We start from the raw sequence: 26,217 nt of genomic DNA, 5'->3' as shown, positions 1-26,217 counted from the left end.
AGTTTGGTATTAATAACATACCGGCCAGTATAATTATTCCTAGCTCCATTTGCGAAAGGTCCTTCAGCATGCGCAGTACTTTCCTGCCCCTTGCGTTGCCTGTCAGCCTGGTCTTCCTGTTGGCCGCCTGCGGCCATGAAGAAGCGGCCCAGACCACCCTCCGCCCAGCCATGGTGGTGCAGCCGCAGCCATCGGCGCAGGCGACCGACAGCTACCCGGGTGAAGTGCGTGCCCGCTACGAGCCGGACCTGGCCTTTCGCATCGGCGGCAAAGTCAGCAAACGACTGGTGGAGGAGGGCGAGCGCGTCAAGGCCAACCAGCCGCTGGCGGAACTCGACCCACAGGACGTGCGCCTGCAACTGGAGGCCACCCGCGCCCAGGTGGCCGCTGCCGAGGCCAACCTGAGCCTGGTGCGCGCCGAGCGGGATCGCTACAAGACCCTGATGGACCGGCAGATGGTCAGCCGCTCCCAGTACGATAATTCCGAAAACCTTTACCGATCCGGTGAAGCGCGCCTCAAGCAAATCAAGGCCGAATTCGACGTGTCCAGCAACCAGGCCGGGTACGCCGTGCTGCGTGCGCCCCAGGATGGTGTGGTCGCCAAGCGTGCGGTAGAAGTCGGCCAGGTGGTGTCCGCCGGGCAGACGGTGTTCACCCTGGCCACCGATGGCGAGCGCGAAGTGCTGATCAGCTTGCCGGAGCAAGGGTTCGGCCGCTTCAAGATTGGCCAGCCGGTGTCGGTCGAACTGTGGAGCCAGCCGGACCAGCGTTTCGCCGGGCGCATTCGTGAGCTGTCACCGGCTGCCGATCCCAAGTCGCGCACCTTTGCTGCCCGCGTCGCCTTTACCGGTGGCAAAGTCCCGGCCGAGTTGGGTCAGAGTGCCCGCGTCTTCATACAGGCCGACGGCGTAATTCCGTTGTCGGTACCGCTGTCTGCCCTCAGTGCGGAGAACGGTGAGTCCTACGTCTGGCGTGTACAGCCGGACAATACCCTCAAGCGCACCCCCGTGCGCATCGGCGCCTTCGGTGAAAAGACCGTCCCGGTGCTGGAAGGCTTGAGCCCTTCTGATTGGGTGATAGCCGCCGGTGTGCATGTGCTCCACGAGGGCCAGCAAGTGCGCCCGGTGGATCGCTCCAACCGTGTGGTGAATCTGGCGGCCAAGGAGTAGTCCCCGATGGGTTTCAATCTTTCCGAATGGGCGCTGCGTAATCGCCAGATCGTACTGTTCCTGATGATCTTGCTGGCGGTGGTCGGCACCTTGTCCTACACCAAGCTGGGACAAAGCGAAGACCCACCGTTTACCTTCAAGGCCATGGTGATCAAGACCAACTGGCCCGGTGCCACTGCCCAGGAAGTTTCACGCCAGGTGACCGAGCGTATCGAGAAGAAACTCATGGAGACCGGCGACTACGAGCGCATTGTCTCGTTCTCGCGTCCCGGCGAATCCCAGGTCACCTTCATGGCCCGCGACTCCATGCACTCGGCGCAGATTCCCGAGCTGTGGTACCAGGTACGCAAGAAGATCAGCGATATTCGCCAGACCCTGCCGCCGGATATCCAGGGACCGTTTTTCAATGATGAATTCGGCACCACCTTTGGCAACATCTACGCGCTGACCGGCGATGGTTTTGACTACGCCGTGCTCAAGGACTACGCCGACCGTATCCAGATTCAGCTGCAGCGCGTGCCGGATGTGGGCAAGGTCGAGCTGCTGGGCCTGCAGGACGAAAAGATCTGGATCGAGTTATCCAACCTCAAGCTCGCCACCCTCGGCCTGCCATTGGCGGCGGTGCAGCAGGCGCTGCAGGAACAGAACGCGGTGTCCACCGCCGGGTTCTTTGAAACACCGAGCGAGCGTGTGCAACTGCGGGTGTCGGGCAACTTCAAGACGGTGGACGAGATCCGCGCTTTCCCGATTCGGGTGGGTGATCGCACCTTCCGCATCGGCGATGTGGCCGACATTCACCGCGGCTTCAACGACCCACCGGCACCGCGCATGCGCTACATGGGCGAAGACGCCATTGGCCTGGCCGTGGCCATGCGCGATGGTGGCGACATCCTGGTGTTGGGCAAGGCCCTGGAAGGCGAATTCGCACGCTTGCAGAAGAACCTTCCTGCCGGCATGCAACTGCGCAAGGTGTCGGACCAACCGGCAGCGGTGAAAACCAGTGTCGGCGAATTCGTCCAGGTCCTGGCTGAGGCCCTGGCGATTGTTTTGCTGGTGAGTTTCTTCTCCCTCGGCATTCGCACCGGCATGGTCGTGGCGCTGGCGATTCCGTTGGTGCTGGCGATGACCTTTGCCAGCATGTACTACCTTGGCATCGGCCTGCACAAGATCTCCCTCGGTGCGCTGGTATTGGCCCTGGGTTTGCTGGTGGACGATGCGATCATCGCCGTGGAGATGATGGCGATCAAGATGGAGCAGGGCTACGACCGTCTTAAAGCCGCGAGTTTCGCCTGGACCAGCACGGCGTTCCCGATGCTCACCGGCACGTTGATCACGGCGGCGGGCTTTTTGCCCATCGCCACCGCACAGTCGAGTACCGGTGAATACACCCGTTCGATCTTCCAGGTGGTGACTATTGCGTTGCTGGCCTCGTGGGTCGCTGCGGTGGTGTTCGTGCCGTATCTGGGGGAAAAGCTCCTGCCGGACCTGGCGAAAATTCACGCAGCCAAACACGGCGCCGATGGTCCTGATCCCTACGGCACGCCGTTCTATCAGCGCGTAAGACGTTTGGTGGAGTGGTGCGTGCGCCGGCGCAAAACCGTGATCGTCCTGACGCTGCTGCTGTTTATCGGCTCGGTGGCACTGTTCCGTTTTGTCCCGCAGCAGTTCTTCCCGGCCTCGGGCCGTCTGGAGCTGATGGTCGACTTGAAACTGGCCGAAGGCACCTCCCTGAGCAACACCGCCGATCAGGTCAAGCGCCTGGAAGCCCTGCTCAAGGAACATGCCGGCATCGATAACTATGTGGCCTACGTCGGTACCGGCTCGCCGCGTTTCTATCTGCCGTTGGACCAGCAGCTGCCGGCGGCCAGCTTTGCGCAGTTCGTGGTGCTGGCCAAGACCATCGAGGAGCGCGAAAGCCTGCGCACCTGGCTGATCGAAACCCTCAACGAACAATTCCCCGAGCTGCGCTCACGTGTCACGCGCCTGGAAAACGGCCCGCCTGTGGGCTACCCGGTGCAGTTTCGCGTGACCGGTGAACATATCGAAGAAGTCCGCGCCCTCGCACGCAAAGTGGCGGCCAAGGTGCGCGAAAATACCCACGTGGTCAATGTGCACCTGGACTGGGAAGAACCGAGCAAAATCGTCTACCTCAATATCGACCAGGACCGCGCCCGCGCCCTCGGGGTGAGCACCGCCAACCTGTCGAAATTCCTCCAGAGTTCACTCACCGGTTCCAGCGTCAGCCAGTTCCGCGAAGACAACGAGTTGATCGAAATCCTCCTGCGCGGCACCGTGCATGAGCGCACCGAGTTGTCGCTGCTGCCGAGCCTGGCCGTGCCGACCGACAACGGCAAAAGCGTGGCGCTGTCGCAGATTGCGACCCTTGAGTACGGCTTTGAGGAGGGCATAATCTGGCACCGCAACCGTCTGCCGACGGTGACCGTGCGCGCTGATATCTACGGCAAGGAACAGCCGGCGACGCTGGTCCAGCAGATCCTGCCGACCCTTGAAGAGGTGCGCGCCGAACTGCCGGATGGCTACTTGCTGGAAGTCGGCGGTACCGTTGAAGACTCTACTCGCGGGCAGAACTCGGTGAAGGCTGGCGTGCCGCTGTTCATCGTGGTGGTGCTGACCTTGCTGATGCTGCAGCTGCGCAGTTTCTCACGCACGGCGATGGTGTTTCTTACAGCGCCTCTGGGATTGATCGGTGTGACGCTGTTCCTGCTGGTATTCCGCCAGCCCTTCGGGTTCGTGGCCATGCTGGGCACCATCGCGTTATCGGGGATGATCATGCGTAACTCGGTGATCCTGGTGGACCAGATCGAACAGGACATCAAGGCCGGGCTGGCGCCGTGGCAGGCGATCATCGAAGCCACCGTGCGACGTTTCCGCCCGATTGTGCTCACGGCCCTGGCGGCGGTACTGGCGATGATCCCGCTGTCACGCAGTGTGTTCTTCGGGCCGATGGCCGTGGCGATCATGGGCGGGCTGATTGTGGCGACGGCGTTGACGTTGCTGTTCTTGCCGGCGCTGTATGCGGCGTGGTTCCGGGTGAGGAAGGATGTCGTGTAGGCCTGAGACTGACTTGGCGCGCTGATTCGGAACCTTTTTCTCACGCGTGCCACACAAGGTTACCTGTCAGGCAGGTACTTTATTCGGTCGGTTTGATCGCGAAGATAAAGTTTCCATGACATTCATAGAGGCGGAAATCAGATGATTGGCAATTTGTATATGATGGTGGGTCAAATGTTGGGTGGCCAGCTACCGCCAATGAGCCACGGTTGTGACTCACATCGAAGTAAGCGGGATCTGGAGGAAAGGGTATCGAATATGGAAAAAAAATCGGTTAACTGGCCTGCGCAATCCATGAGCGGTATCTCGATCCAGAATAACAACCACAACACAAACACCCTCATCAGCCGCTGAATGCTTTGATTGTCTGCGTGCGTCTTTTCGCACTCTGCAATTGCAAGAGCCCCGAACACCACGGGGCGTTTGCTTTTTTCACGATAAATAACCGCCTCTGTGATACAACGCCCCCAACACTTTGTTCGCCAGGTTGGCAGCCGTAACAGCCATCGGCGCAAAGACCATCGATCATGACCGACTTAGGATAATTTCATGCTGGGTACCGTTTCGGCGCTGGTGCTGCTTCTGGCTGTGCCCGGGCCGACAAACACCCTGCTGCTGCGCGCGGGCATGCTGCTTGGTTTTCGGACGTCGTGGAAACTGGCCTTCGTCGAGTGCTTGGCCTACGTGCTGCAAGTCTCCCTGTGGGGCGTTGCACTGGTTTATCTGGCCGCGTATTCGCCTTGGGCATTGAAGGCTACGCAAATGGCCGCGGCCTGTTACTTGCTGTACGTTTCCTACCAGCTATGGCAACGCAAGGGCGAAACCATCACCCCAGGCAAGGATCGATTCTCCGGGCTTTATTTCTTCTGGCTGACAGTGATGAATCCCAAGGGCCTGTTGATCGTTTCCTTCATCGCTCCAGCGCACACCTTTACCGCGCTGGCGGACTACGCGCTCTTCATGACTACGCTGGCGCTGGTAGTGATACCCGTGGGGTCGGCCTGGATCATGCTCGGCGGTCAATTCGAGGGTATCCGCAAGACCTGGCTGACGCCCTTGAAGATCAATCGTGCGACCTCTGTGGCCATCTGCTGTTTTGCCACGCTCATGATAGGGCGACTGGCTGACTCGCTCTTTTATTGAGCCGGTGACATAAAAACGCCAGGCATCGTGATGAACGACCCTGGCGTTGTGAGGGGGGCACCCAACGGGCGATCTGGAATTACAACGCGCCAAACACCTTCTTCGCCAGGCTGGTCGCCGCAGCGGCCGGGTTCTTGCGAATCGTCTCTTCCTGCTGCGCAATCATCTTGAACAAACCGTCCAGTGCCTGCTCGGTCACGTAGTTTTCGACGTTGGCGCTCTTGGCATCCACAGCGCCAAAGGCTGCGGCCTTGCCGGCCAGGGCGTTGTACTGCTGGGCCACGCCGACCTTGTCGGTGGCGGCCTTGACGATCGGCAGGAACTTGGCGCGGATTTCTTCGCGGCTGCTTTTGTTCAGGTACTGAGTGGCCGAGTCCTGGCCGCCGGTGAGAATGCCCTTGGCGTCGGTCACGCTCATGTTTTTCACGGCATTGACCAGGATCGGCTGGGCCTGGGTCACGGCGGTTTCGGCGGCCTTGTTCATGCTGGTTTCCAGCTGGGTGACCTGGTCGCCCATGCCGAACATTTTCAACTTGTCGGCGACTTTGCCGAGCTTGCCTGGCAGACCGATCTTCACTTCAGGGTTGTTGCTGAAACCGCCGGGCACGCCCAGTTGTTTCACGGCGATCTGTGCGCCCTGGGTCAGTGCGTCCTTGAGACCGCCGGTGGCGTCGCCCTGGGACAGGCTGCCAAGGTTCAAGGCCATGGCGTTGGCGCCGAACAGCAGGCCGGCGCACAGGGCAGTGAGGCGAAGGGAATTACGGAGCATGGGCGCTTCCTTATGTGCGTAAATCAAGTGTTCGATGAATTCACTGAGCGACCGCATCAACCCGCAGGCGCAGCGGCTGTGGATCCTGGCCGTTGAGCTGCACAGCGTGCCGTTCGGTGGTGATAAACAGTAGCTTGCCATCCAGTTCGATGCGAGCACTCACCGCATAACTGTGGCCCGGCTTGACCTGGGCCGGGTCGTAGCTGAGGTGAAACGGCAGCGGCACCTGGCCTTTGACCGGGCCTTTCTGCTCGGCCAGGACCACCGCGGGCGCGTCCGCCAGGGACACGTCCTGCAGGCTGACGCTCAAGGTGGCGGCGGGCGGCAGGGCAATGCGCTGCAGGTAGAACACTTCGCCATCGAGGTTGGCCTTGGGGGTCGGGCTCATGGATTGGCAGGCTCCGAGCAGGGCGGTGAGGCCCAGGAGGATGATCTTTTTCATGGTACAGCTCCTTTTCAACGGCGCCGGCATCTAACCGACGCCTTATTCAATCTAGCGGCTTTCTTCGGTTTCGACAGGCGCCTCAGCCGCACCGTCCACACGATGCAAGGCCACCTGGCGGATCGACAGGCGAATGTCCGCCGGCAACACGCGTTTGGCGGCGCCTTCGGCGAGTTCACCGAGCAGGTCGTGGTAGCTCAACTTGCCGGCCTCGTCGCGGCGCAGCACATCTTGCTCCAGCAAGGTCTGGATGAAATGTCGGAAAAGGCTCTTGTCGAAGAATTCCGGGGCGTTGAGGCCATGCAGGATCGACAGGCGCTGGGCCATGATCGTGCAGAGGTCTTCCAGCTCTTCGGCGCTGATGCTGTTCTGGCCGCTGTTGAGCAACAGCGAAATCGCCATGTAGAAGCGTTGCAGGGTCTGGGCGATGCTCTTGGACAGCAGTGTCAGCAGCACGAAGTGCCGCGAACTTGGCGCCGGGCGCAGGTACACGTTGTTCTCGAAACGCAGCAGGCCCTGTTCGACAAACGCCTCCAGCCATTGGTCGATCACACTGTCCAGTTCTTCCAGCGACCAGCGGATAAACAGTTCCGATTGCAGGTACGGGTAGAGTGCGTGGGTGTAGCGCAGGATCTGCTCGCGGCTCATCCGCGAACTGCTCTGGAAGAAGCTCGCCAGCAGCGCCGGCAGGGCGAAGATGTGCAGCACGTTGTTGCGGTAGTAGGTCATCAGGACGGCGTTCTGCTCGTCCAGGTACAGAATCTTGCCGAGGGCGTCGCTCTGTTCCGACAGCAGGTCCATGTCCTTGACGTGCTTGATCAGCGCCAGGCCATCGCCTTCGGGCAGGGTGGTGTGCGGCGAATACGGCACGCGGCGCAGCAGCGCCAGGTACAGGTCGAGCTGGCGGGCCATGGCCTGTTCATCCAGGGCCAGGCGCGTGGTGGACAGCAGCGCCAGGGCTACCAGGTTCACCGGGTTCACGGCTGCCGCTTCGTTAAGATGGCGGGCCACCTGCTCGCCGAGGCGGTTGGTGGTTTCGTTGAGCCAGGCCGGCTTGTAGGTCGGTCCCAGTTCCTGGGCGCGCCAATCCGGTTGTTCGGCGTCGAGAAATTCCGCCAGCTTGATCGGCTCGCCAAAGTTGACCGCCACCTGGCCGAAGCGCTGCTTGAGTGCGCCGACCACTTTGAAAATATCGAAGATCGACTCTTTCTTCTTGCTCGCGCCCCGCAGCTCGCCGAGGTAGGTGCGGCCTTCGAGCACGCGCTCGTAGCCGATGTACACCGGCACGAACACGATGGGCATGCGCGAAGAGCGCAGGAAGCTGCGCAGGGTGATCGCCAGCATCCCGGTCTTCGGCTGCAGCATGCGCCCGGTGCGCGAGCGCCCGCCCTCGACGAAGTACTCCACCGGGAAGCCTTTGGTGAACAGGGTGTGCAGGTATTCGTTGAACACCGAGGTGTACAGCGGGTTGCCCTTGAAGGTGCGGCGCATGAAAAACGCACCGCCACGGCGCAACAGGCTGCCGATCACCGGCATGTTGAGGTTGATCCCGGCGGCGATATGCGGCGGCGTCAGGCCGTTCTTGAACAGCAGGTACGAGAGCAGCAGGTAGTCGATATGGCTGCGGTGGCAGGGCACGTAGATCACCTCGTAGCCCTGGGCAACCTTTTGCACACCTTCGATGTTATTGACCTTGATGCCGTCGTAGATCTTGTTCCAGAACCAGCTCAGCACCACTTCGAGGAAGCGGATCGCGGTGTAGGTGTAGTCCGAGGCGATCTCGTTGCCGTAGCGCAGGGCCTGGGCCTTGGCTTTTTCCGGGCTGATCTTTTCGCGCTCGGCCTCGTCGGCAATGGCCTGGCGTACCAGCGGCATGTTCACCAGGCCCTTCACCAGGTTGCGGCGGTGGGACAGGTCGGGGCCGATCACCGCAGTCTTCAGGTTACGAAAGTGCACACGCAGGATGCGCTGGGCCATGCGCACGGTGCGTTCGTGCCCTTTATTGTGCTCGATCAATTCACGCAGGTTGATAGGCGCAGAGAATTGCACACGGGTCTTGCGACCGAGGATCAGGATGCTCAACAGCCGGCGTAGACGCCCGGTGACCGCCCAGCTGTCGGCGAACAGCAGCTTCCATGGGCTGGACTCGCTCTCGGGGGACTGCCCCCAGAACACGCTGACCGGAATGATTTGTGCATTCTCTTCGGCGTGCTCGGTCAGGGTGTTGACCAGGCGGGTCAGGGTCGGCGGCGCACCGCGCTTGTCCTGGCGGCCGAGCCAGTCTGGTTCCGGCGTGAGGTAGAAGAATGCGGCGGGCTCCATCAGCGGCCCCACTGACACCGGCAGCACCGGGCGCGGCAGGCCGGCCTTGGTGCACTCGGCATCGACCACGGCCAGTTCGCTGAGGGAGGGCGATTGCAGGACGTAGAACACCGGCCGGCTGCGGTCCAGGTTAAGGGTAAGGGACGACTGGTTGATCGTCTCCGAGCGAACCCAGAGGTACAACAGTCGGCGCAAGGTGCCAAACACCAGACGGCGGAACGGGGAGCGGGTCATAGGCGAGCTGCTTCAAGTGGAAAAAACCGAGCAGGCGCTCGGGCGAGTAGTGTGCCGTATTCGCCGAAAATCGGCAAAAAAGCAGCGATGTAAACTTGAGTTGATCGTTTTTGAGCCTGTCATATACTCGGCAGTTCCAGTGAGCGACTCAACAATAAAAAAGCATGTGGGAGCAAAACAGATGGCAACGCGCGAAACCGGTAATGTGAAGTGGTTCAACGATGCAAAAGGCTACGGCTTTATCCAGCGTGAAGACGGCAAGGACGTGTTTGTGCACTACCGCGCCATTCGCGGTGAAGGCCACCGTTCGTTGGCCGAGGGCCAGCAGGTGGAGTACGCCGTGGTGACCGGCGAGAAGGGGTTGCAGGCGGAGGATGTGGTGGGGCTGTAACCCGATAGGCACAACACACCTTTAAATGTGGGAACCCGGTCGAATGTGGGAGCCGGGCTTGCCCGCGATAGCATCGTCGCGGTTTGGCTGAATGACCGAGGTGGGCCCATCGCAGGCAAGCCAGCTCCCACATTTGATTGGGTTTGCACATTGAGGCCTTGTTAGCCTGACTTTATGCGGTTTTCCAGGTGATCTGCTCTTCACCGTCCGCGCTGATGCGAATCCAGGTGTCGGCACTTTCCTCACCTTCTTCTTCTACCCATGTACCCGGTGCGCAACGCACTTCGACGTTCAGCGCGGCAAACGCGGCGCGGGCGCAGGCGATGTCGTCTTCCCACGGGGTCTGGTCACTTTCCAGGTACAGGCTGTTCCACTTGCCCACGGCTTTCGGCAGCCAGGTAACCGGCACGCTGCCGGCCGTGCACTTGTAGGTCTGGCCCTTCTGGACCCAGTCGGTGCAAGGGCCCAGGGCGGCGCCCAGCCAGGCGGCGATGGCCTTGTGGTCGACGTCAGCGTCCTTCAGGTAAATCTCGATATCAGGTTGGCGCATGGATGTTCCTCGTTGCGGGATTCGAAAATCCATTCGCGGAAAAGTCGGTTATTGAAGCACGAAATAATCGTAGCGCATCGACACCGTGACCTGCAGCGGCTCGACCGCCTCGATCACCTCGGCTCGGCGCTCGGCACTCGCACGCCAGCCGTGGGGCGTCATGGCCAGCAGGTTGGCGCGGTCCTTGGGCTCGGCCAGGCTCAGGGTGAACGACAGCGTTTCAGTGTGCGCCAGGCTCATGCCTTCCGGCACCAGGGCCAGGTGCTTGTCGTCGGTGTACTCGCGTACTTCGTCGTACAAACGCTCGCGCAACTCCATCAGGTGGCCGGCGGTAGGGCCGACCTTCATCAAGCCGCCGCCTGGGCTGAGCAGGCGTTTGGCCTCCTGCCAGTCCAGAGGGCTGAATACGCTGGCGATAAACTGGCAACTGGCATCGGCCAAGGGCACGCGGGCCATGCTGGCAATCAACCAGGTCAGTGCCGGGTTGCGCTTGCAGGCGCGCTTGACCGCTTCCTTGGAGATATCCAGGGCATAGCCGTCGGCATGGGGCAGGGCATCGGCGATTTGCGCGGTGTAGTAACCCTCGCCGCAGCCGATGTCCACCCAGCGCTGCGGTGCACGTTCGCGAGCCAGTTCGGCCAGGCGCTTGGCCACCGGGGCGTAGTGCCCGGCGTTGAGGAAGTCGCGGCGCGCCTCGACCATCGCGAGGTTATCGCCCGGGTCGCGGCTGTTCTTGTGCTGCACCGGCAACAGGTTCAGGTAACCCTGGCGGGCACGGTCGAAACGGTGCCCGGCCGGGCACGCCACGCCGTTGTCCACCGCGTTGAGCGGTGCGCTGCAAATGGGGCAGGCAAGCATCAGGCGAGCAACTTGATCAGGGTCTGGTAGTAGATTTCGGTCAGCACATCGAGATCGCTGGCCAGGATGCGTTCGTTGACCTGGTGGATCGTCGCGTTCACCGGGCCCAACTCGACCACCTGGGTGCCGAGGGTCGCAATGAAGCGCCCATCGGACGTGCCGCCACTGGTGGAGGCCTTGGTTTCACGACCGGTGATCGCCTTGATGCTGGCCGATACGGCATCCAGCAACGCGCCCGGTTCGGTCAGGAACGGCAGGCCCGACAGCGCCCATTCCACGTGCCAGTCCAGGTCATGCTTGTCGAGAATGGCCGCGACGCGTTGCTGCAGGCCTTCTACCGTGGATTCGGTGGAGAAACGGAAGTTGAACACCGCCGTCAGGTCGCCAGGGATCACGTTGGTCGCGCCGGTGCCGGAATTGAGGTTGGAAATCTGGAAGCTGGTCGGCGGGAAGAAGGCGTTGCCATCGTCCCAATGCTCGGCGGCGAGTTCCGCCAGCGCCGGGGCCGCCAGGTGGATCGGGTTCTTCGCCAGGTGCGGATAGGCCACGTGGCCCTGCACGCCACGCACGGTGAGGGTGGCACCGAGAGAGCCACGACGGCCATTCTTGACCACGTCGCCCACCAGCGCGGTGCTCGACGGTTCGCCGACGATGCACCAGTCCAGGCGCTCCTTGCGCGCGGCCAGGCGTTCGATCACGGCCTTGGTGCCGTGGTGCGCCGGGCCTTCTTCATCGCTGGTGATCAGGAAGGCGACCGAGCCCTTGTGGTCCGGGTAGTCAGCGACAAAACGCTCGGAGGCCACCAGCATGGCGGCCAGGCTGCCTTTCATGTCCGCCGCGCCACGCCCGCAGAGCATGCCGTTGTCGTCGATCAGCGCGTCGAACGGGTCGTTCTGCCAGGCCTGTACCGGGCCGGTCGGCACCACGTCGGTGTGGCCGGCGAAGCACAGCACCGGGCCATCATGCTTGCCATGGGTGGCCCAAAAGTTGTCCACGTCCTCGATGCGCATCGGCTCCAATGCAAAACCGGCGTCGCCCAGGCGCTGCATCATCAGCTTCTGGCAGTCGGCGTCGATCGGCGTCACCGAGGGGCGACGGATCAAGTCGATGGCAAGTTGAAGGGTCGGCGAAAGGTCGGCATGGGCCGTCATGGGGAAACTCCGGAAAGCGTGTCGTGGGCGCAGGACGTAGGTGGGATTCAGAGCCTGGATCGGCACCCTTCCAATGTGGGAGCTGGCTTGCCTGCGATAGCATCGCTGCGGTGTGCCTGGCAGACCGCGGCGTCTGCATCGCAGGCAAGCCAGCTCCCACAGGGAATTGGGCCAGGCCAAGTCTCACAAAACGGCCGTTATCTTATAGCAAAACGGCGGCCAGAGGCCGCCGTTTAGTGCATTGCGCGAGTTTTTACTCCGCCGTTGCCGGCTCAACCGTCGGTGCCGGTTTGGGCAACGACGAGAGGAACGCCATGATCAACGCCGCTACATAGGGCAGCGACTGCACCAGCAGCATGACCACCCAGAAGCGCATGTCATTGCTCGGCAGGCCCTGCACCAGGTAGATCCCCAGCGCCGCGCCCCACAACAGCAGCATGATGAACATTTCTTCGCGGGCTTCGGAAATCGCTACCCAGAAGCCGTGGTTATCCGCGTTTTTCGGTGTACGAAAGAACGGAATGCTGGTGGTGAAGAAGCCGTACAGCACCGCTTTGGCGATGGTATGGGACAACGCCAGCCCGGCGAGGGCCGCGCAGAACGCATCTTTCAAGTTCACGCCCACCGCACGGCGGTAGAGGAAGATGATCTTGCCGACCTTGAACACGAACAGCGCCAACGGCGGGATCGCGAAAATCAGCAGCGGCGGGTCGACCCGGGTTGGCACGATGATCATCGCCGCCGACCACAACAGCGCGCCGACGGTGAAGAAGATGTTCATGCCATCCGCCACCCACGGCAGCCAGCCTGCGAGGAAGTGATAGCGCTGGCCGCGGGTCAGCTCGGTGTCCTTGCCGCGCAACAGGCTGGCGGTGTGCCGCTTGATGATCTGAATCGCACCGTAGGCCCAGCGGAAACGCTGTTTCTTGAAGTCGATAAAGGTATCCGGCATCAGGCCCTTGCCGTAGCTGTCGTGGTAGTACGCCGCCGACAGGCCTTTCTCGAACACGCGCAGACCGAGTTCGGCATCTTCACAGATGCACCAGTCGGCCCAGCCGAGTTCCTCGAGCACCGAGCGGCGGGTCATGGTCATGGTGCCGTGCTGGATGATCGCGTCACGGTCGTTGCGGGTGACCATACCGATATGGAAGAAGCCTTTGTATTCGGCGTAGCAGAGCTTCTTGAAGGTGCTTTCGTTCTGGTCGCGGTAGTCCTGCGGCGATTGCACGACCGCGATTTTCGGGTCGGCGAAGTGCGGCACCATGTGCTTGAGCCAGTTCTGCGACACGCAGTAGTCCGAGTCGATCACCGCGATCACTTCGGCATCTTTAGCGGTGTGCGGGATCAGGTAGTTCAGCGCGCCGCCCTTGAAACCGGCCAGGGGCGCGACGTGGAAGAACTTGAAGCGCGGGCCCAGGGTTGCGCAGTAGTCACGCACCGGCTCCCACACCGCCGGGTCCTTGGTGTTGTTGTCGATGATCAGGACTTCGTAGTCCGGGTAATCGAGCGCGGCCAGGGCGTCGAGGGTCTGTTTGACCATCTCTGGTGGCTCGTTGTAGCACGGCACGTGGATCGACACTTTCGGGCGGTAGTCCGAATCCCCTTCAACCGGCAGGAATTCACGCCGGCGCTTGTGAGTCCAGACCGCTTCGGCCAATTCGTGGGCTTCGGTCAGCAACACGATGAATACGCCCAGCGCACCGAGCGCCAACAGGAATCCGACCGTCAGGCTGAACCAAGTGCTGTATTGCTGGCTGTAGTCGTAGCCGATCCACACCAGCACCGACCCGCACAGGAACGCGATAAAGGTCAGGAAGGTGCGGCCACGCTGGCGCAAGGCCGAGCCGTCGATCATCAGCAGGGTCAGGGACAGCAGCGCAAGCACCACCGAACCGATGGCCAGCACGCGCCACTGCGGGATGGCGACCACCGGGCCTTCGAAGTTGAATTTCTGTTGGCGCGCGGCGTTGTACACGCCCCAGTAGGCGCCTACCGAACCTTCATCGCTGGCTTTCCACGGCTGGTCGAAGGCCTCGATCACGAAGTAGTTGTAGCCCTGGCGGTTCAGCGTATTGACCAGCTTGCGCAGGTAAATTGCCTGGTCCGCCGGCGAGGCGTCAGCACCACCGCGCATGCGCCCGTTGCTCGGCCAGCCAACCTCCGACAGCAGCAACGGCTTTTTCGGGAAGGTCTTCTTCAGGTCCCTGGCACGGTCGAGTACGAACTGGCCCGCCTGGTCGACCGGAATATGTTCCCAGTACGGCAGGATGTGCGCGGCGATCAAGTCGACGTGCTTGGCCAGTTGCGGGTTATGTTCCCAGATGTGCCATTGCTCGGAGGTGGTCACCGGCACTTTCACGGCGGCGCGCACGCGGTCCAGCAGCACGATCAGCGCTTCGGGGGTGATTTCTTCACGGAACAACGCTTCGTTACCGACGACTACCCGCACAACGCTGCGCGAGCTGTTGGCGATCTCGATGGCGCGCTGGATTTCACGCTCGTTGCGCTCCAGGTCCGGGCTGATCCAGATCCCCAGCGTCACGCGCAGGCCGAACTCTTCGGCGAGCTTGGGGATATCCCCCAGCGTACCGTCGACCGAGTAGGTACGGATGTTGTCCGTCAGCTTGCTCATGATCGCCAGATCCTGGCGCATCTGGTCGTCGGTCGGGTACTGGTCTTTCTGCGGGTACTGGCCTTGCTGGAACGGCGAGTAGGAAAAACCGGAGATCTGCTCGGGCCAGTTAGGGGTGGTGACCGGGCGGTTGATCAGCGCCCAGAAGCCGGTGAACAGCGCGGCAATTGCCAGCACCACCACCAGGTTGAGTCCAAATTTACGCGATGACATGGCTATTTCGGGTTCCAAAGGGTGTGGAACGAAAAGAGGTGTCGGCCTACGCCGAACGGCGCGCATCCTACACCGGCGCTTCCCTGAGCGTATAGCAGACAGAGAAAAGCCGGACGTTAGTCAGCGAAAGACCACCTAAGTTCTTTACTTGTAACTTGTAGCTTAAAACTTGCCGCTGCGTAGCCCATAATGCGCGCCGGTTTTTGGGGTAATGGTCATGAGTACAGAAGATCCGCGGTTTGCAGGCGTCGCCCGCTTGTATGGCATTGAAGGCCTGGAACGCTTGAAAGCGGCCCATGTGGCAATCGTCGGCGTTGGCGGCGTGGGCTCCTGGGCGGCTGAAGCCATGGCCCGCTGCGGGGTGGGCGAGATTTCGCTGTTTGACCTGGACGATGTCTGCGTCAGCAACAGCAACCGCCAGTTGCACGCCCTGGACAGCACCGTGGGCAAGCCCAAGGTCGAAGTGATGGCCGAGCGCCTGCGCGGCATCAATCCGGATTGCACGGTGCACGCGGTGGCCGACTTCGTGACCCGCGACACCATGGCCGAATACATCACGCCGACCATCGATTGCGTGATCGACTGCATCGACGCCGTCAACGCCAAGGCCGCGCTGATCGCCTGGTGCAAGCGCCGCAAGATCCAGATCATCACCACCGGCGGCGCGGGCGGGCAGATCGACCCGACGTTGATCCAGGTCTGTGACCTGAACCGTACCTTCAACGACCCGCTGGCCTCGAAAGTGCGTTCCACCTTGCGCCGCGATTACGGCTTTTCCCGCACCGTGACCCGCCATTACAGCGTGCCGTGCGTGTTTTCCACTGAGCAGCTGCGCTATCCCAAGCCGGACGGCAGCATCTGCTTGCAGAAGAGTTTTGTCGGGGATGGGGTGAAACTGGACTGCGCGGGTGGGTTTGGCGCGGTGATGATGGTCACGGCCACGTTTGGCATGGTGGCGGCGACCAAGGCCGTGGACAAGATCGTGGCCGGCGTGCGCAGGCCGTCGGAGCGGGTCAAGCCTGAGTGAATCTCACTGCCCAGTACGTGCTTAAAAGGTAGGAGCTGGCTTGCCTGCGATAGCCTCACCGCGGTCTGACTGATAGACCGAGGTGCCTGCATCGCCGGCAAGCCAGCTCCCACATTTGATCTGCATCTGCCCGGTTGCCTGAGCCACACCTCAATTCCTGTGGGAGCTGGGTTGCCCGCGAAGGCAGTGTGTCAATTGATGCATCAGGTGCCTGACACACTGCTTTCGCAGGCAAGCCAGCCCACGTTTAGTTTTGTGTACTGCTTAACTCGCGCATGCGTTGCAAGACGGCATTCAGGCCATTGCTGCGCGACGGCGACAGCTGCCGTGACAGGCCCAGCTGTGCGAACCAATCAGGCAAGTCGACGGCCTGCAATTCGGCGGCCGACAACCCATTGACCCGTGCCAGCAGCAACGCCACCAACCCACGAATCATCCGCGCATCGCTGCCGGCAGCAAACTGCCAGTGGCCATCCTCTAAACGTCCCACCAACCACACCAGGCTTTCACAGCCCTGCACCAGGTTGGCGTCGACCTTGTCCTCATCCGCCAATGGCGGCAGGCGCTCGCCCCATTGCATCAGCATCCGCGCGCGCTGCTCCCAACTGCCGACCGCCTGGAACGCTTCCAGCGCGGCTACCGCATCCAACGGCAGGCTCATCGCAGCATGTCCAACGCCTGGTCGAGCGCTTCAAAGAAGCGTTCCAGGTCATCGGAGTCGTTGTACAGCGCCAGGGACACGCGAATGGCCCCGGACAAATGCAGTGCCTTGAGCAGCGGCATCGCGCAATGATGGCCGGCGCGAACGGCAATGCCTTGCTCGGTCAGCAGGTGCGCAAGGTCGGCGTTGTGCACGCCCTCGACCACGAAACTCACCAGCGCCACCTGCGGCGCACCCAGCACACGCACGCCATTGCGTGCCTGCAGCCCGCGCAGCAGGTAGTCATGCAGTGCCGCTTCATGGGCGGTCACTGCCTGCTCGTCCAGTGAGCTCAGGTAATCCAGGCTGGCACCCAGGCCGATCACACTGGCAATCGGCGGCGTTCCGGCCTCGAAGCCCAGCGGCGCGGGGCGAAAGCTGGCGCTGTGATAATCGGCCTGCTGCACCATCTCGCCGCCGAACTGCCAGTGGCGCAGGTGATGCAGGGCTTCATTGCGGCCAAACAGCACACCGACGCCGTCCGGGCCGTAGAGTTTGTGGCTGGAAAATACATAAAAGTCGCAGCCCAGGGCCTGCACATCGTGGCGACCGTGGACGATGCCTTGCGCGCCATCGACCACCGTCAGCGCGCCATGGGCCTTGGCCAGGGCCAGCAAGGGCTCCAGCGGCTGCCAGGTACCGAGCACGTTGGACAGCTGGCTCACCGCCAGCAGGCGTGTACGTGGGCCGATCAACTCGGCAGCGGCATGCAGGTCGATTACGCCGTCAACGCCCAGCGGCAACACCACCAGCGTGAGCGCGCGACGTTTGGCCAGTTGCTGCCAGGGCAGCAGGTTGGCGTGATGTTCCAGGGCGCTGATGACCAGCTCATCGCCCGCATTGAATAAGTGCTCGAGGCCATATGCCAAGAGGTTCAGCGCTGAGGTAGCGCCATGGGTAAACACGATTTGCCCGCTGTCACCTGCGTTCAACCACTGCGCAACCTTGCTGCGACTGTCCTCGAAGGCCTGGGTCGCATGGGCACCCGGCAAATGTTGGGCACGGTGCACATTGGCTGCGCCATTGGCGTAGTAATGGCTGATGGCATCCAACAGGGCTTGGGGCTTTTGTGTGGTGGCGGCGTTGTCCAGGTAGGTCTGGTCTTGCCGTTGCAGGGTGGCGATGGCCGGAAAATCGGCGCGCCAGGGGGAGGGCACAAGCATGGTGATCAAGACTCGTATAAGCGAGCCGCAACCCGAAGGCGCGGCCCGCTAGTGGCATCGAGTGGCTGCTTAGTTGTGAGCGTGCAGCGCTTCGTTCAGTTCGATGGCCGATTTGTGGGTTTTGCACTCCACGGCACCGGTCTCGGAGTTGCGGCGGAACAGCAGGTCCGGCTGGCCGGCCAGCTCGCGAGCCTTGACCACCTTGACCAGTTGGTTCTGCTCATCAAGCAGCGCGACCTTGGTCCCGGCGGTGACGTACAGGCCCGATTCCACGGTGTTGCGGTCACCCAACGGGATGCCGATACCGGCGTTGGCGCCGATCAGGCAGCCTTCGCCGACCTTGATCACAATGTTGCCGCCGCCCGACAGGGTGCCCATGGTGGAGCAACCGCCGCCCAGGTCCGAGCCCTTGCCGACGAACACGCCCGCCGAAACACGGCCTTCGATCATGCCCGGGCCTTCGGTGCCAGCGTTGAAGTTGACGAAACCTTCGTGCATCACCGTGGTGCCTTCGCCCACGTAGGCGCCCAGGCGGATACGCGCGGCGTCAGCGATACGCACGCCGGCCGGTACCACGTAGTCGGTCATTTTCGGGAACTTGTCCACCGAGAACACTTCCAGCAGTTCGCCACGCAGGCGCGCTTCCAGTTGGCGTTCGGCCAGTTCGTTGATGTCGATGGCGCCCTGGCTGGTCCACGCTACGTTTGGCAGCTGCGGGAACACACCGGCCAGGCTCAGGCCATGCGGCTTGACCAGGCGATGCGAGAGCAGGTGCAGCTTGAGGTAGGCCTCAGGTGTGGAGGTCAGTGCGGCGTCTTCGGCCAGCAGGGTGGCAACCAGCGGGTTGTGGCTTTCTGCCAGGCGGCTCAGCAGCGCGGCCTGGGCAGCGTCGACGCTTTTCAGCGCGTCAGCCAGTTGCAGGGCTTGGGTCACGGTGAAGGTGATCGCCTGGTTGCCTTCGCTGTAGCCGAGGATTGGCGCGATGGCGGCAACGATTTCAGCCGATGGGTTGAGCAAGGGTTGTGCGTAAAACACTTCCAGCCAAGCACCTTGGCGGTTCTGAGTGCCGACGCCGAAGCCCAGGCTGAACAGGGAATTGGACATGCTGTTACCTCTACAAAAATGGAAGGGCTGGCCTACTTGAGGGCCGCCGAATAACTATCTGGCTTGAAGCCAATCAGGGTTCTGTCACCGAGATCAAGCACCGGGCGCTTGATCATCGAGGGTTGTGCGAGCATCAGTTCAATAGCTTTCGACTGATCGAGATCGGCTTTGCGTTCGTCTTCGAGTTTGCGAAAGGTGGTGCCCGCACGGTTCAAAACCACCTGCCAACCGTGCTCGTTGCACCATTGGGTCAAGTGTTCGCGGTCAATACCGGCCGTTTTGTAGTCATGGAACTCATAACTGACGCCGTGCTCATCGAGCCACGTGCGCGCCTTTTTCATGGTGTCGCAGGCTTTGATGCCGAAAAGGTGCAACGTTTTGCTTGAAACGGTCAAGGAATTGCCCCCCTTTGGACAAATGAAACTGAAAGGTCACGGATTATGCCACGGCCAGCGGGTTTGGGTGCCTCTCGTCAGCACCGTGCGACTTTTGTGCAAAGGCCAGCGCGCAGCATAGGCGAGTAACATAGCCCGGTAATATGGCACTTCAACGGCCAGTTGTTGCCTGATAGGTGTCGTTGCAAGTCGATTGTCCGGGAAACCCGCGTTATGCAAACCGCCTACACCGTTCTTATCCTGCTGATGCTGGTCAGCGTTTCGCGCCTGGTCGGGCGCATCATTCCATTGCCATTGCCCCTCGTACAGATTGCCGCCGGCGCCTTGCTGGCATGGCCCACGCTGGGGTTGCATGTGGCGCTGGACCCGGAGCTGTTCCTGTTTCTGTTCCTGCCGCCGCTGCTGTTCTCCGATGGCTGGCGCATGCCCAAGCGCGAGTTGTGGCGCCTGCGCGGGCCGATCCTGACGCTGGCCGTGGGGCTGGTGCTGTTCACTGTGGTCGGTGCCGGCTACTTCATCCATTGGCTATTGCCGACGATCCCGTTGCCGGTGGCCTTCGCCCTGTCCGCCGTGCTGTCGCCGACGGATGCCGTGGCGGTGTCGGCGATTGCCCAGAACCGTTTGCCGACCCCCCTGATGCATATGCTCCAGGGCGAGGCGTTGATGAATGATGCCTCGGGCCTGGTGACCTTCAAGTTTGCCCTGGCAGCGGCGTTGACCGGCGTGTTCTCGTTGGCCGATGCCAGCCTGACCTTTGTGTTGGTCGCGGTGGGTGGCCTTGCAGTCGGGGTGGCGCTGAGCTGGCTGGTCGGCCGCCTGCGCGCCTGGATGATCGCGCGGGGCTGGGACGACCCGGCGACCCACGTGGTGTTCATGTTGCTGCTGCCGTTTGCCGCCTACGTGTTGGCTGAACGCCTTGGCGCCTCGGGCATCCTGTCGGCGGTCGCCGCGGGCATGATGCAAAGCTGGCTCGACCTGCTGCCGCGCCAAACCAGCACGCGCCTGCTCAACCGCAGCGTCTGGTCGCTGCTGGAGTTTGCCTTCAATGGCTTGATCTTCCTGCTGTTGGGCCTGCAATTGCCGGACATCATCAAGGCCGTGGTCAGCCATGAGCCGACGCTCTGGCCGACCTTGTTGTATCGCTGCCTGGACGTGATCGCGATTTTCCTGGTGCTGGTGGTGTTGCGCTTTATCTGGGTGCAAAGCATCTGGCGCCTGTCAGGCTTGCTCCGCCGCCTGCGTGGGAAAAGTGAGTTGACCCTGGTGCCCACTGCGCGCTCCTGCTGGCTGTTGACCGTCGGCGGTGTGCGCGGTGCGGTGACCCTGGCCGGCGTCATGTCGGTGCCATTGTTGCTGGCGCCGGGCCAGGATTTTCCCGAGCGCGACCTGCTGATCTTCATCGCGGCCGGCGTGATCCTGCTGTCGCTGATTGCCGCCTGTATCGCTTTGCCGCTGCTGCTGCGCGGCATCGAAAAAAGCCCGGATGAAAAGCGCCACAACGAGGTACGCGAGGCCTGGAAAAAGACTGCGGTGGCCGCAATTCATGCCCTGGAGACAGAGGAACCCGCCGAAAGCGGCACCCCGGACGCCGCCCAGGCCGCACTGGCGACCGAGCTGAAGGCGCGGCTGATGTCGGAATATCGTCATCAACTGGAGGTGTTCAACGACTCGGCAGAAGCCCAGGCGCTGGCGCAGCAGATGGATCAGCTTGAGCGCAAACTGCGCCTCAAAGCCCTGCGTGCGCAGCGGTTGGAGCTGTACAGCCTGAGCCGTCATCACCAGATTGGTGATGACGTATTGCGCGAAGTGTTGGCGGATCTGGATATGAGCGAGGCGAACCTGGGTCAGGTTAAATGAACGTTGTGATGGACCTGGGCTTGAATAAAGAAGCGCGAGGATACTCAAGCCCTGATTATCACCCTCATGGCCGTGTTAAGGAGTTTGCCCAGCAGTGAATTGTTCAATGGATAAAGCGACTGCATAAAATGCTTATCTCCTTCAGACAGCTGTGTATTGCCGACGAGGGGGTTTCCATCTTTTAGTGTCGAGGCGGAAAACCTGTAGTGCATGATGGAATTTCTGTCATAGCCAGAGGTTTTAACTTCTTCACGCTGGAATGTATGAACGATGTCATGGTTGGCTTGGCGTCTGGTCTTGTTTCTCGACTCGTAGTCTTTGTAAATATTCTCTTTGTTCAACTCCAACGTTCGGTCGGGATGCTTATGTTCGTGCCTCAACCCCAGGACGTGGCCGAACTCATGCTGAATCTTGACTCCAACAGCAACTGGCGAATTCGCAAAGCCAATGCTCATGGTGGGTTCGACGGGTGGTGTATTTCTTGCGTCGGTGCCAACATTTGACCACGCTGCGCTGGTGTCATTGTTGGCAGTAATTCGTATGTCCCCGTTGGGCGTATCAATGAACTTGAAATAAAGATTGGTGTGAGGCGCCCATTTATTAATGTTCTGTTTTGTTAAGTTCTTTTGTTCTTGCGTCATGTTCAATAATGAGATGTTCAGGACTGAATGCTGAGGCCATGTTTTATTCGGGCTTGCTACACCACGTTTGTTCCGGGTCAATGGGAGGGGTGGACTTTCGACTGGGGCGGCGAGAGGCGCGTGCGCGGAGTGTGTGTAAGCAGGCGAGGGGAGTATGTTGAGTGTCATGAGGTCCACCGCTTAGCTGATGTCAGGTAGGCCTTGGTGGATTCTTTATGGAGCGCAGTTCCCATGTGATCGGTTGCAGATTGCATCTGCAGAGGCCGCCCCCAGTGTGTAGGGGCGGCTCCAGGAGTTAGCGGCGACGCTGGATAAAGTCGCGAATCCGCTCAGCCGCCTCCACACACTCTGCCAATGGCGCGACCAGTGCCAGGCGCACACGCCCGGCGCCGGGGTTGAAACCGTCGACTTCCCGCGACAGGTACGAACCCGGCACCACGGTCACGTGTTCTTCCACGAACAGGTCGCGGCAGAAGGCGGCATCGTCGCCATTCACATTCGGCCACAGGTAGAACCCGCCGTCCGGGGCCTGTACGTCCAGCACCGGCTTGAGGATTGCCAGCACGGCGTCGAACTTCTCGCGATACAGGTCGCGGTTGGCCTGCACGTGGGCTTCGTCCTGCCAGGCGGCGATGCTCGCCAGTTGGGTTTGCACGGGCATGGCGCAGCCGTGGTAAGTGCGGTACAGCAGGAAACCCTTGAGGATTTCGGCATCGCCGGCCACGAAGCCCGAGCGCAGGCCTGGCAGGTTGGAGCGCTTGGAGAGGCTGTGGAACACCACGCAACGCTTGAAGTCCTTGCGACCCAGCGCCACGCAGGCGCTGAGCAGGCCTGGCGGCGGGGTCTGTTCGTCGAAGTACAGCTCGCTGTAGCACTCGTCGGCGGCGATCACGAAGTCGTATTCGTCGGCCAGGGCGATCAGTTTTTTCAGTGTGTCGACCGGGATCAGGGCGCCGGTCGGGTTGCCTGGGGAGCACAGGAAGAGGATCTGGCAGCGTTTCCAGATATCGGGCGAGACCGCATCGAAATCCGGGTTGAAGCCATTTTCGTCCAGGCACGGCAGGTAGTGCGGCTTGGCCCCTGCCAGGAACGCGGCGCCTTCGTAGATCTGGTAGAACGGGTTCGGGCTGACGACCAGCGCGTCGTCGCCGCGGTTGACCACGGTCTGGGTGAAAGCGAACAAGGCCTCACGGGTGCCATTGACCGGCAGGATGTTACGCGCCGGATCGAGCCAGCCCTTGGGCACATTGAAGCGGCGTTCGCACCAGGCGCCGATGGCCTCGCGCAGGGCCGGGATGCCCAGGGTGGTGGGGTAGACCGCCATTTGGTCGAGGTTGTTGCTCAGCGCTTCGGCGACGAATGCCGGCGACGTGTGCTTGGGTTCGCCGATGGACAGCGCGATCGGGCGTTTGTCCGGGTTCGGCGTGACACTGCCGAGCAGGGCGCGCAATTTCTCGAACGGGTAGGGCTGCAGCTGGTTCAGGGCGTTGTTCATAAGGGCCTCAATCACGGTGGGCACGGACCCTGTGGGAGCTGGCGTGCCTGCGATGGCATCGCGTCGGTGTAGCTGATACACCGAGAGGCCCGTATCGCAGGCAAGCCAGCTCCCACAGGGATCGTGTTTACAACGTTAAATAATCAAATGGTCAGGCGCGACAGCTCGACGCCGGGCTCCTGGGTCACGCTCAACTGCTGGACGATGGCCTCCTGCAAGCGGCGGCACAGTTCAGGGTCGGACAGTGGCTGGTTATCGGCATCGGTAATAAAGAACACGTCTTCCACGCGCTCGCCGAGGGTCGCAATCTTGGCGTTCTGCAACGACAGGTCGAACTCCAGGAAAATCCCGCCGATACGCGCCAGCAGGCCTGGCCGGTCCGGGGCGCTGAGTTCCAGCACCGTCACCGGGCGCTGGGCGTCGTTGGAAATGGTGACCTGGGGCGCGAACGCAAAGTGCTTGAGCTGGCGCGGTACGCGGCGCTGGATGATGGTCGGGTAGTCATCCGGGTTGCGCAGCGCTTCGGTCAGGCCTTCGCGGATCTTTTTCACGCGCACCGGGTTGTCGCCAATCGAGTCGCCGTCGGTGTCGAGCACGATATAGGTGTCGAGGGTGAACTGGCTGCTGGAGGTGATGACCCGGGCGTCATGGATGTTCAGGTTGAGCTGGTCCATCGCCGCCACGGTCACGGCGAAGAAATCGTGCTGGTCGGGGGCGTAGATGAAAATCTGCGTGCCGCCTTCGAATTCGCGCTGGGTGGTTTCCTTGATCAGCACCAGCGGGCCGCCATCGGCAGGCTGCTGCAGGATCGCGTCAGTGTGCCAGGCGACATCGCCGGCGGTATGGCGCAGGAAATAATCGTCTCCCAGCTGCGACCACAGCTGTTCGACGTCGTCCGGGTCGTTGCCGCCGCGCACCAGGATATCCAGGGCTGCGCTTTGCGTGCGGCGGATCTGCTCCTCGCGGTCAACCGGGTTTTCCAGGCCGCGACGCAGGGCGCGCTTGGTCTCGGTGTACAGCTGGCGCAACAGGCTGGCGCGCCAGGAGTTCCACAGCGTCGGGTTGGTGGCGTTGATGTCGGAGACGGTCAGCACATACAGGTAATCGAGGCGGGTTTCATCACCGACGATCTGCGCGAAATCATGGATCACCTGCGGGTCGGACAAGTCCTTGCGCTGGGCGGTGGTCGACATCACCAGGTGGTTCTGCACCAGCCAGACGATCAGGCGGCTGTCCCACAGCGGCAACTGGTGGCGCTGGCAGAAGGCCTCGGCATCCACTGCACCGATTTCCGAGTGGTCGCCATGCCGGCCTTTGCCGATGTCGTGGTACAGGCCGGCCAGGTAGATCAGCTCCGGCTTGGGCAGCTTGGCCATTAGCTTACTGGCCAGCGGGAATTTCTCTGACACCTGGGTGTACTGCAACTTACGCAGGTGCTTGATCAGGTTGAGGGTGTGGGCGTCCACCGTATAGATGTGGAACAGGTCGTGCTGCATCTGCCCGACGATAAAGCCGAATTCCGGCAGATAGCGCCCGAGAATGCCGTAGCGGTTCATCCGACGCAGGTTGCGGTGGATGCCGATCTTGCACTTGAACAGCTCGATGAACAGGCTGGTGTTGCGAATGTCGTGGCGAAAATCGTCGTCGATCAGGTGACGGTTTTCTCGCAGCAGGCGAATGGTGTCGGCGCGCACACCTTTGATTTCCGGCTGTTGGGCCATCAGCACGAAGATTTCCAGCATGGCGAACGGGGTGCGGCGGAACACGTTGTCGTTGCGCGCCTCGATATAGCCGTCATGCAGTTGGAAGCGCGAGTTGATCGGCTGCGGCGGCGCTTCGTCTTCAGGGGCCAGGATCACTTCTTCGAAGTGCTGGATGATCAGGTCGCTGAGTTGGGCAATGCTCATGACCACCCGGTAATACTGCTGCATGAAGCTTTCGATGCTGGTCTTGGCGTCCTCGCCTTCGAACCCCAACAGGGTCGCGATGGAGCGCTGGTGGTCGAACAGCAGGCGGTCTTCGGCGCGCCCGGCGAGCATGTGCAGGGCGTAGCGCACTTTCCAGAGAAACTCCTGGGACGAAGCCAACAGGGCGTTTTCGCTCTCGACCAGGAACCCTTCGCCCGCGAGGGCGCGCAGGTTCAGGGTGCCGTACTGGCGACGGGCAACCCACAAAATCGTCTGGATATCCCGCAGTCCGCCCGGCGAGCCTTTGACGTTGGGTTCCAGGTTGTATTCGGTGTCGTTGTACTTGTGGTGGCGGGCCTTCTGCTCGGCACGCTTGGCCAGGAAGAAGTCCTTGCTCGGCCACATGTGTGCGGTACTGGTGACTTCGAGCATGCGCTGGCGCAGGCGCTCGGGGCCGGCGATGGTGCGGCTTTCCATCAGGTTGGTGATCACCGTCAGGTCGGCGCGGGCCTCTTCGGCGCACTCGTCCACCGAGCGCACGCTCTGGCCGACTTCCAGGCCGATGTCCCACAGCAGCGTCAGAAATCGCTCGATGGAATCGCGAAAGATCTCATGATCGGCGCTGTCCAGCAGGATCAGCAGGTCGATGTCGGAGTAGGGGTGCAACTCGCCGCGACCGTAGCCGCCGACCGCCACCAGGGCGATGTCGGCGTCTTCGCTCCAGCTGAACTGTTCCCAGGCCTTTTGCAGGATGTTATCGACGAACCAGGCGCGGTCCTCGATCAGCCGACGGATGTCCCGGCCGCTGCGAAAGCGCTCGTCGAGCACCTCGCGGGCCTGGCGGATAGCTTTCTTGAAAGCGGCGATAGGGCTCGCCTTCAGGGCCAGTTCGGCCTGGAACTGGCCACGGTCGAAGAGTTCGGGATCCACCTGGGGCATCGATCGGCTTTCCTTTCTATCTAACAGTCAGTCACAACACAAT

General features: G+C 61.6%; 20 protein-coding genes. 6 read left to right on the top strand and 14 right to left on the bottom strand.

From position 1 onward, the window contains the following. Positions 1-68: 68 nt before the first annotated feature. The 3 genes from C9990_RS24985 to C9990_RS24975 all read left to right on the top strand — a co-directional run bounded on the left by C9990_RS24985 (position 69) and on the right by C9990_RS24975 (position 5,384). Entirely contained in the window at positions 69-1,169 is a 1,101-nt protein-coding gene (locus C9990_RS24985; RefSeq protein WP_065903129.1) for an efflux RND transporter periplasmic adaptor subunit, read from the top strand. A gap of 6 nt (positions 1,170-1,175) precedes the next feature. Next, positions 1,176-4,241, top strand: a complete 3,066-nt coding sequence (locus C9990_RS24980; protein WP_065903128.1) for an efflux RND transporter permease subunit — start codon at positions 1,176-1,178, stop codon at positions 4,239-4,241. Positions 4,242-4,790: 549 nt separating this feature from the next. Further along, positions 4,791-5,384: a LysE family translocator gene (locus C9990_RS24975; protein WP_065903126.1), complete on the top strand. Its 594-nt coding sequence runs from the start codon at positions 4,791-4,793 to the stop codon at positions 5,382-5,384. Positions 5,385-5,463: 79 nt separating this feature from the next. Here C9990_RS24975 and C9990_RS24970 read toward each other — a convergent pair whose 3' ends face one another. From C9990_RS24970 to plsB, 3 genes are read right to left on the bottom strand one after another with little or no spacing between them, the layout of a single operon-like run. Further along, positions 5,464-6,153 carry a DUF4197 domain-containing protein gene (locus tag C9990_RS24970; protein WP_065903339.1) on the bottom strand — a complete coding sequence of 230 codons (690 nt, stop codon included), beginning with the start codon at positions 6,151-6,153 and terminating at the stop codon, positions 5,464-5,466. 40 nt (positions 6,154-6,193) lie between these two features. Continuing rightward, positions 6,194-6,595 carry a YbaY family lipoprotein gene (locus C9990_RS24965; protein WP_106804971.1) on the bottom strand — a complete coding sequence of 134 codons (402 nt, stop codon included), beginning with the start codon at positions 6,593-6,595 and terminating at the stop codon, positions 6,194-6,196. Positions 6,596-6,646: 51 nt separating this feature from the next. Further along, on the bottom strand, positions 6,647-9,151 hold the full coding sequence (gene plsB / locus C9990_RS24960) for a glycerol-3-phosphate 1-O-acyltransferase PlsB (RefSeq protein ID WP_065903120.1): 2,505 nt from the start codon (positions 9,149-9,151) through the stop codon (positions 6,647-6,649). Positions 9,152-9,332: 181 nt separating this feature from the next. Between plsB and C9990_RS24955 the strand changes: the two genes are divergently transcribed. After that, positions 9,333-9,542 carry a cold-shock protein gene (locus C9990_RS24955; protein ID WP_003219353.1) on the top strand — a complete coding sequence of 70 codons (210 nt, stop codon included), beginning with the start codon at positions 9,333-9,335 and terminating at the stop codon, positions 9,540-9,542. A gap of 172 nt (positions 9,543-9,714) precedes the next feature. Here the strand turns inward: C9990_RS24955 and C9990_RS24945 are convergent, their stop codons facing one another. From C9990_RS24945 to C9990_RS24930, 4 genes are all read right to left on the bottom strand, one after another. After that, positions 9,715-10,092 carry a hypothetical protein gene (locus C9990_RS24945; RefSeq protein ID WP_106804969.1) on the bottom strand — a complete coding sequence of 126 codons (378 nt, stop codon included), beginning with the start codon at positions 10,090-10,092 and terminating at the stop codon, positions 9,715-9,717. A 48-nt stretch (positions 10,093-10,140) separates the two neighbouring features. After that, positions 10,141-10,950, bottom strand: a complete 810-nt coding sequence (locus tag C9990_RS24940; RefSeq protein WP_065903114.1) for a putative RNA methyltransferase — start codon at positions 10,948-10,950, stop codon at positions 10,141-10,143. Further along, positions 10,950-12,101 carry a succinyl-diaminopimelate desuccinylase gene (dapE, locus tag C9990_RS24935; RefSeq protein ID WP_106804968.1) on the bottom strand — a complete coding sequence of 384 codons (1,152 nt, stop codon included), beginning with the start codon at positions 12,099-12,101 and terminating at the stop codon, positions 10,950-10,952. The genes C9990_RS24940 and dapE overlap by 1 nt, the downstream gene beginning before the upstream one ends. Before the next feature lie 253 nt (positions 12,102-12,354). After that, entirely contained in the window at positions 12,355-14,946 is a 2,592-nt protein-coding gene (locus tag C9990_RS24930) for a glycosyltransferase (RefSeq protein ID WP_106804967.1), read from the bottom strand. A 211-nt stretch (positions 14,947-15,157) separates the two neighbouring features. Here C9990_RS24930 and tcdA point away from each other — a divergent pair, with 211 nt between their 5' ends. Beyond that, entirely contained in the window at positions 15,158-15,973 is an 816-nt protein-coding gene (tcdA, locus tag C9990_RS24925) for a tRNA cyclic N6-threonylcarbamoyladenosine(37) synthase TcdA (RefSeq protein WP_106804966.1), read from the top strand. A gap of 247 nt (positions 15,974-16,220) precedes the next feature. Here the strand turns inward: tcdA and C9990_RS24920 are convergent, their stop codons facing one another. The 4 genes from C9990_RS24920 to C9990_RS24905 all read right to left on the bottom strand — a co-directional run bounded on the left by C9990_RS24920 (position 16,221) and on the right by C9990_RS24905 (position 19,281). Further along, positions 16,221-16,634, bottom strand: a complete 414-nt coding sequence (locus C9990_RS24920; protein ID WP_106804965.1) for a SufE family protein — start codon at positions 16,632-16,634, stop codon at positions 16,221-16,223. Beyond that, positions 16,631-17,836 (bottom strand): aminotransferase class V-fold PLP-dependent enzyme, encoded by a 1,206-nt coding sequence (locus C9990_RS24915; RefSeq protein WP_106804964.1) that lies wholly within the window; start codon positions 17,834-17,836, stop codon positions 16,631-16,633. The genes C9990_RS24920 and C9990_RS24915 overlap by 4 nt, the downstream gene beginning before the upstream one ends. A gap of 69 nt (positions 17,837-17,905) precedes the next feature. Continuing rightward, positions 17,906-18,940 (bottom strand): 2,3,4,5-tetrahydropyridine-2,6-dicarboxylate N-succinyltransferase, encoded by a 1,035-nt coding sequence (gene dapD, locus C9990_RS24910; RefSeq protein WP_106804963.1) that lies wholly within the window; start codon positions 18,938-18,940, stop codon positions 17,906-17,908. A gap of 32 nt (positions 18,941-18,972) precedes the next feature. After that, on the bottom strand, positions 18,973-19,281 hold the full coding sequence (locus tag C9990_RS24905) for an arsenate reductase (RefSeq protein ID WP_229999207.1): 309 nt from the start codon (positions 19,279-19,281) through the stop codon (positions 18,973-18,975). A gap of 267 nt (positions 19,282-19,548) precedes the next feature. Here C9990_RS24905 and C9990_RS24900 point away from each other — a divergent pair, with 267 nt between their 5' ends. Further along, positions 19,549-21,192, top strand: coding sequence for a Na+/H+ antiporter (locus tag C9990_RS24900; RefSeq protein ID WP_106804962.1), 1,644 nt, complete (start codon positions 19,549-19,551; stop codon positions 21,190-21,192). Positions 21,193-21,236: 44 nt separating this feature from the next. On the opposite strand, the gene C9990_RS24895 is transcribed toward C9990_RS24900, so the two are convergent. The 3 genes from C9990_RS24895 to C9990_RS24885 form a co-directional block, all read right to left on the bottom strand. Beyond that, complete coding sequence (locus C9990_RS24895) at positions 21,237-22,001, bottom strand: M12 family metallopeptidase (RefSeq protein WP_157955099.1); 765 nt, start codon at positions 21,999-22,001, stop codon at positions 21,237-21,239. 127 nt (positions 22,002-22,128) lie between these two features. Continuing rightward, a complete protein-coding gene (dapC, locus tag C9990_RS24890) occupies positions 22,129-23,328 on the bottom strand; it encodes a succinyldiaminopimelate transaminase (RefSeq protein WP_106804960.1) in 1,200 nt (399 codons plus the stop codon). Positions 23,329-23,471: 143 nt separating this feature from the next. Further along, positions 23,472-26,174, bottom strand: a complete 2,703-nt coding sequence (locus tag C9990_RS24885; protein ID WP_106804959.1) for a [protein-PII] uridylyltransferase — start codon at positions 26,172-26,174, stop codon at positions 23,472-23,474. Between the last annotated feature and the right edge of the window lie 43 nt (positions 26,175-26,217).

This window comes from Pseudomonas sp. S5D5, assembly GCF_003013355.1.
Taxonomy (GTDB): domain Bacteria; phylum Pseudomonadota; class Gammaproteobacteria; order Pseudomonadales; family Pseudomonadaceae; genus Aquipseudomonas; species Aquipseudomonas aylmerensis.
Note: the sequence above shows the minus strand (reverse complement) of the source record. Positions and strands in the feature narration are given on the sequence as shown.

What these genes read in the sequence shown, in the direction of transcription:
- plsB (WP_065903120.1), bottom strand. Translation starts at nt 9,151, where the DNA reads ATGACCCGCTCCCCGTTCCGCCGTCTGGTGTTTGGCACCTTGCGCCGA.
- C9990_RS24975 (WP_065903126.1), top strand. Translation starts at nt 4,791, where the DNA reads ATGCTGGGTACCGTTTCGGCGCTGGTGCTGCTTCTGGCTGTGCCCGGG.
- C9990_RS24920 (WP_106804965.1), bottom strand. Translation starts at nt 16,634, where the DNA reads ATGAGCCTGCCGTTGGATGCGGTAGCCGCGCTGGAAGCGTTCCAGGCG.
- C9990_RS24905 (WP_229999207.1), bottom strand. Translation starts at nt 19,281, where the DNA reads ATGAAAAAGGCGCGCACGTGGCTCGATGAGCACGGCGTCAGTTATGAG.
- C9990_RS24970 (WP_065903339.1), bottom strand. Translation starts at nt 6,153, where the DNA reads ATGCTCCGTAATTCCCTTCGCCTCACTGCCCTGTGCGCCGGCCTGCTG.
- C9990_RS24885 (WP_106804959.1), bottom strand. Translation starts at nt 26,174, where the DNA reads ATGCCCCAGGTGGATCCCGAACTCTTCGACCGTGGCCAGTTCCAGGCC.
- dapC (WP_106804960.1), bottom strand. Translation starts at nt 23,328, where the DNA reads ATGAACAACGCCCTGAACCAGCTGCAGCCCTACCCGTTCGAGAAATTG.
- C9990_RS24895 (WP_157955099.1), bottom strand. Translation starts at nt 22,001, where the DNA reads ATGACACTCAACATACTCCCCTCGCCTGCTTACACACACTCCGCGCAC.
- C9990_RS24915 (WP_106804964.1), bottom strand. Translation starts at nt 17,836, where the DNA reads ATGCTTGTGCCCTCCCCCTGGCGCGCCGATTTTCCGGCCATCGCCACC.
- C9990_RS24965 (WP_106804971.1), bottom strand. Translation starts at nt 6,595, where the DNA reads ATGAAAAAGATCATCCTCCTGGGCCTCACCGCCCTGCTCGGAGCCTGC.
- tcdA (WP_106804966.1), top strand. Translation starts at nt 15,158, where the DNA reads ATGGTCATGAGTACAGAAGATCCGCGGTTTGCAGGCGTCGCCCGCTTG.
- C9990_RS24985 (WP_065903129.1), top strand. Translation starts at nt 69, where the DNA reads ATGCGCAGTACTTTCCTGCCCCTTGCGTTGCCTGTCAGCCTGGTCTTC.
- C9990_RS24980 (WP_065903128.1), top strand. Translation starts at nt 1,176, where the DNA reads ATGGGTTTCAATCTTTCCGAATGGGCGCTGCGTAATCGCCAGATCGTA.
- C9990_RS24945 (WP_106804969.1), bottom strand. Translation starts at nt 10,092, where the DNA reads ATGCGCCAACCTGATATCGAGATTTACCTGAAGGACGCTGACGTCGAC.
- C9990_RS24900 (WP_106804962.1), top strand. Translation starts at nt 19,549, where the DNA reads ATGCAAACCGCCTACACCGTTCTTATCCTGCTGATGCTGGTCAGCGTT.
- dapD (WP_106804963.1), bottom strand. Translation starts at nt 18,940, where the DNA reads ATGTCCAATTCCCTGTTCAGCCTGGGCTTCGGCGTCGGCACTCAGAAC.
- C9990_RS24930 (WP_106804967.1), bottom strand. Translation starts at nt 14,946, where the DNA reads ATGTCATCGCGTAAATTTGGACTCAACCTGGTGGTGGTGCTGGCAATT.
- dapE (WP_106804968.1), bottom strand. Translation starts at nt 12,101, where the DNA reads ATGACGGCCCATGCCGACCTTTCGCCGACCCTTCAACTTGCCATCGAC.
- C9990_RS24955 (WP_003219353.1), top strand. Translation starts at nt 9,333, where the DNA reads ATGGCAACGCGCGAAACCGGTAATGTGAAGTGGTTCAACGATGCAAAA.
- C9990_RS24940 (WP_065903114.1), bottom strand. Translation starts at nt 10,950, where the DNA reads ATGCTTGCCTGCCCCATTTGCAGCGCACCGCTCAACGCGGTGGACAAC.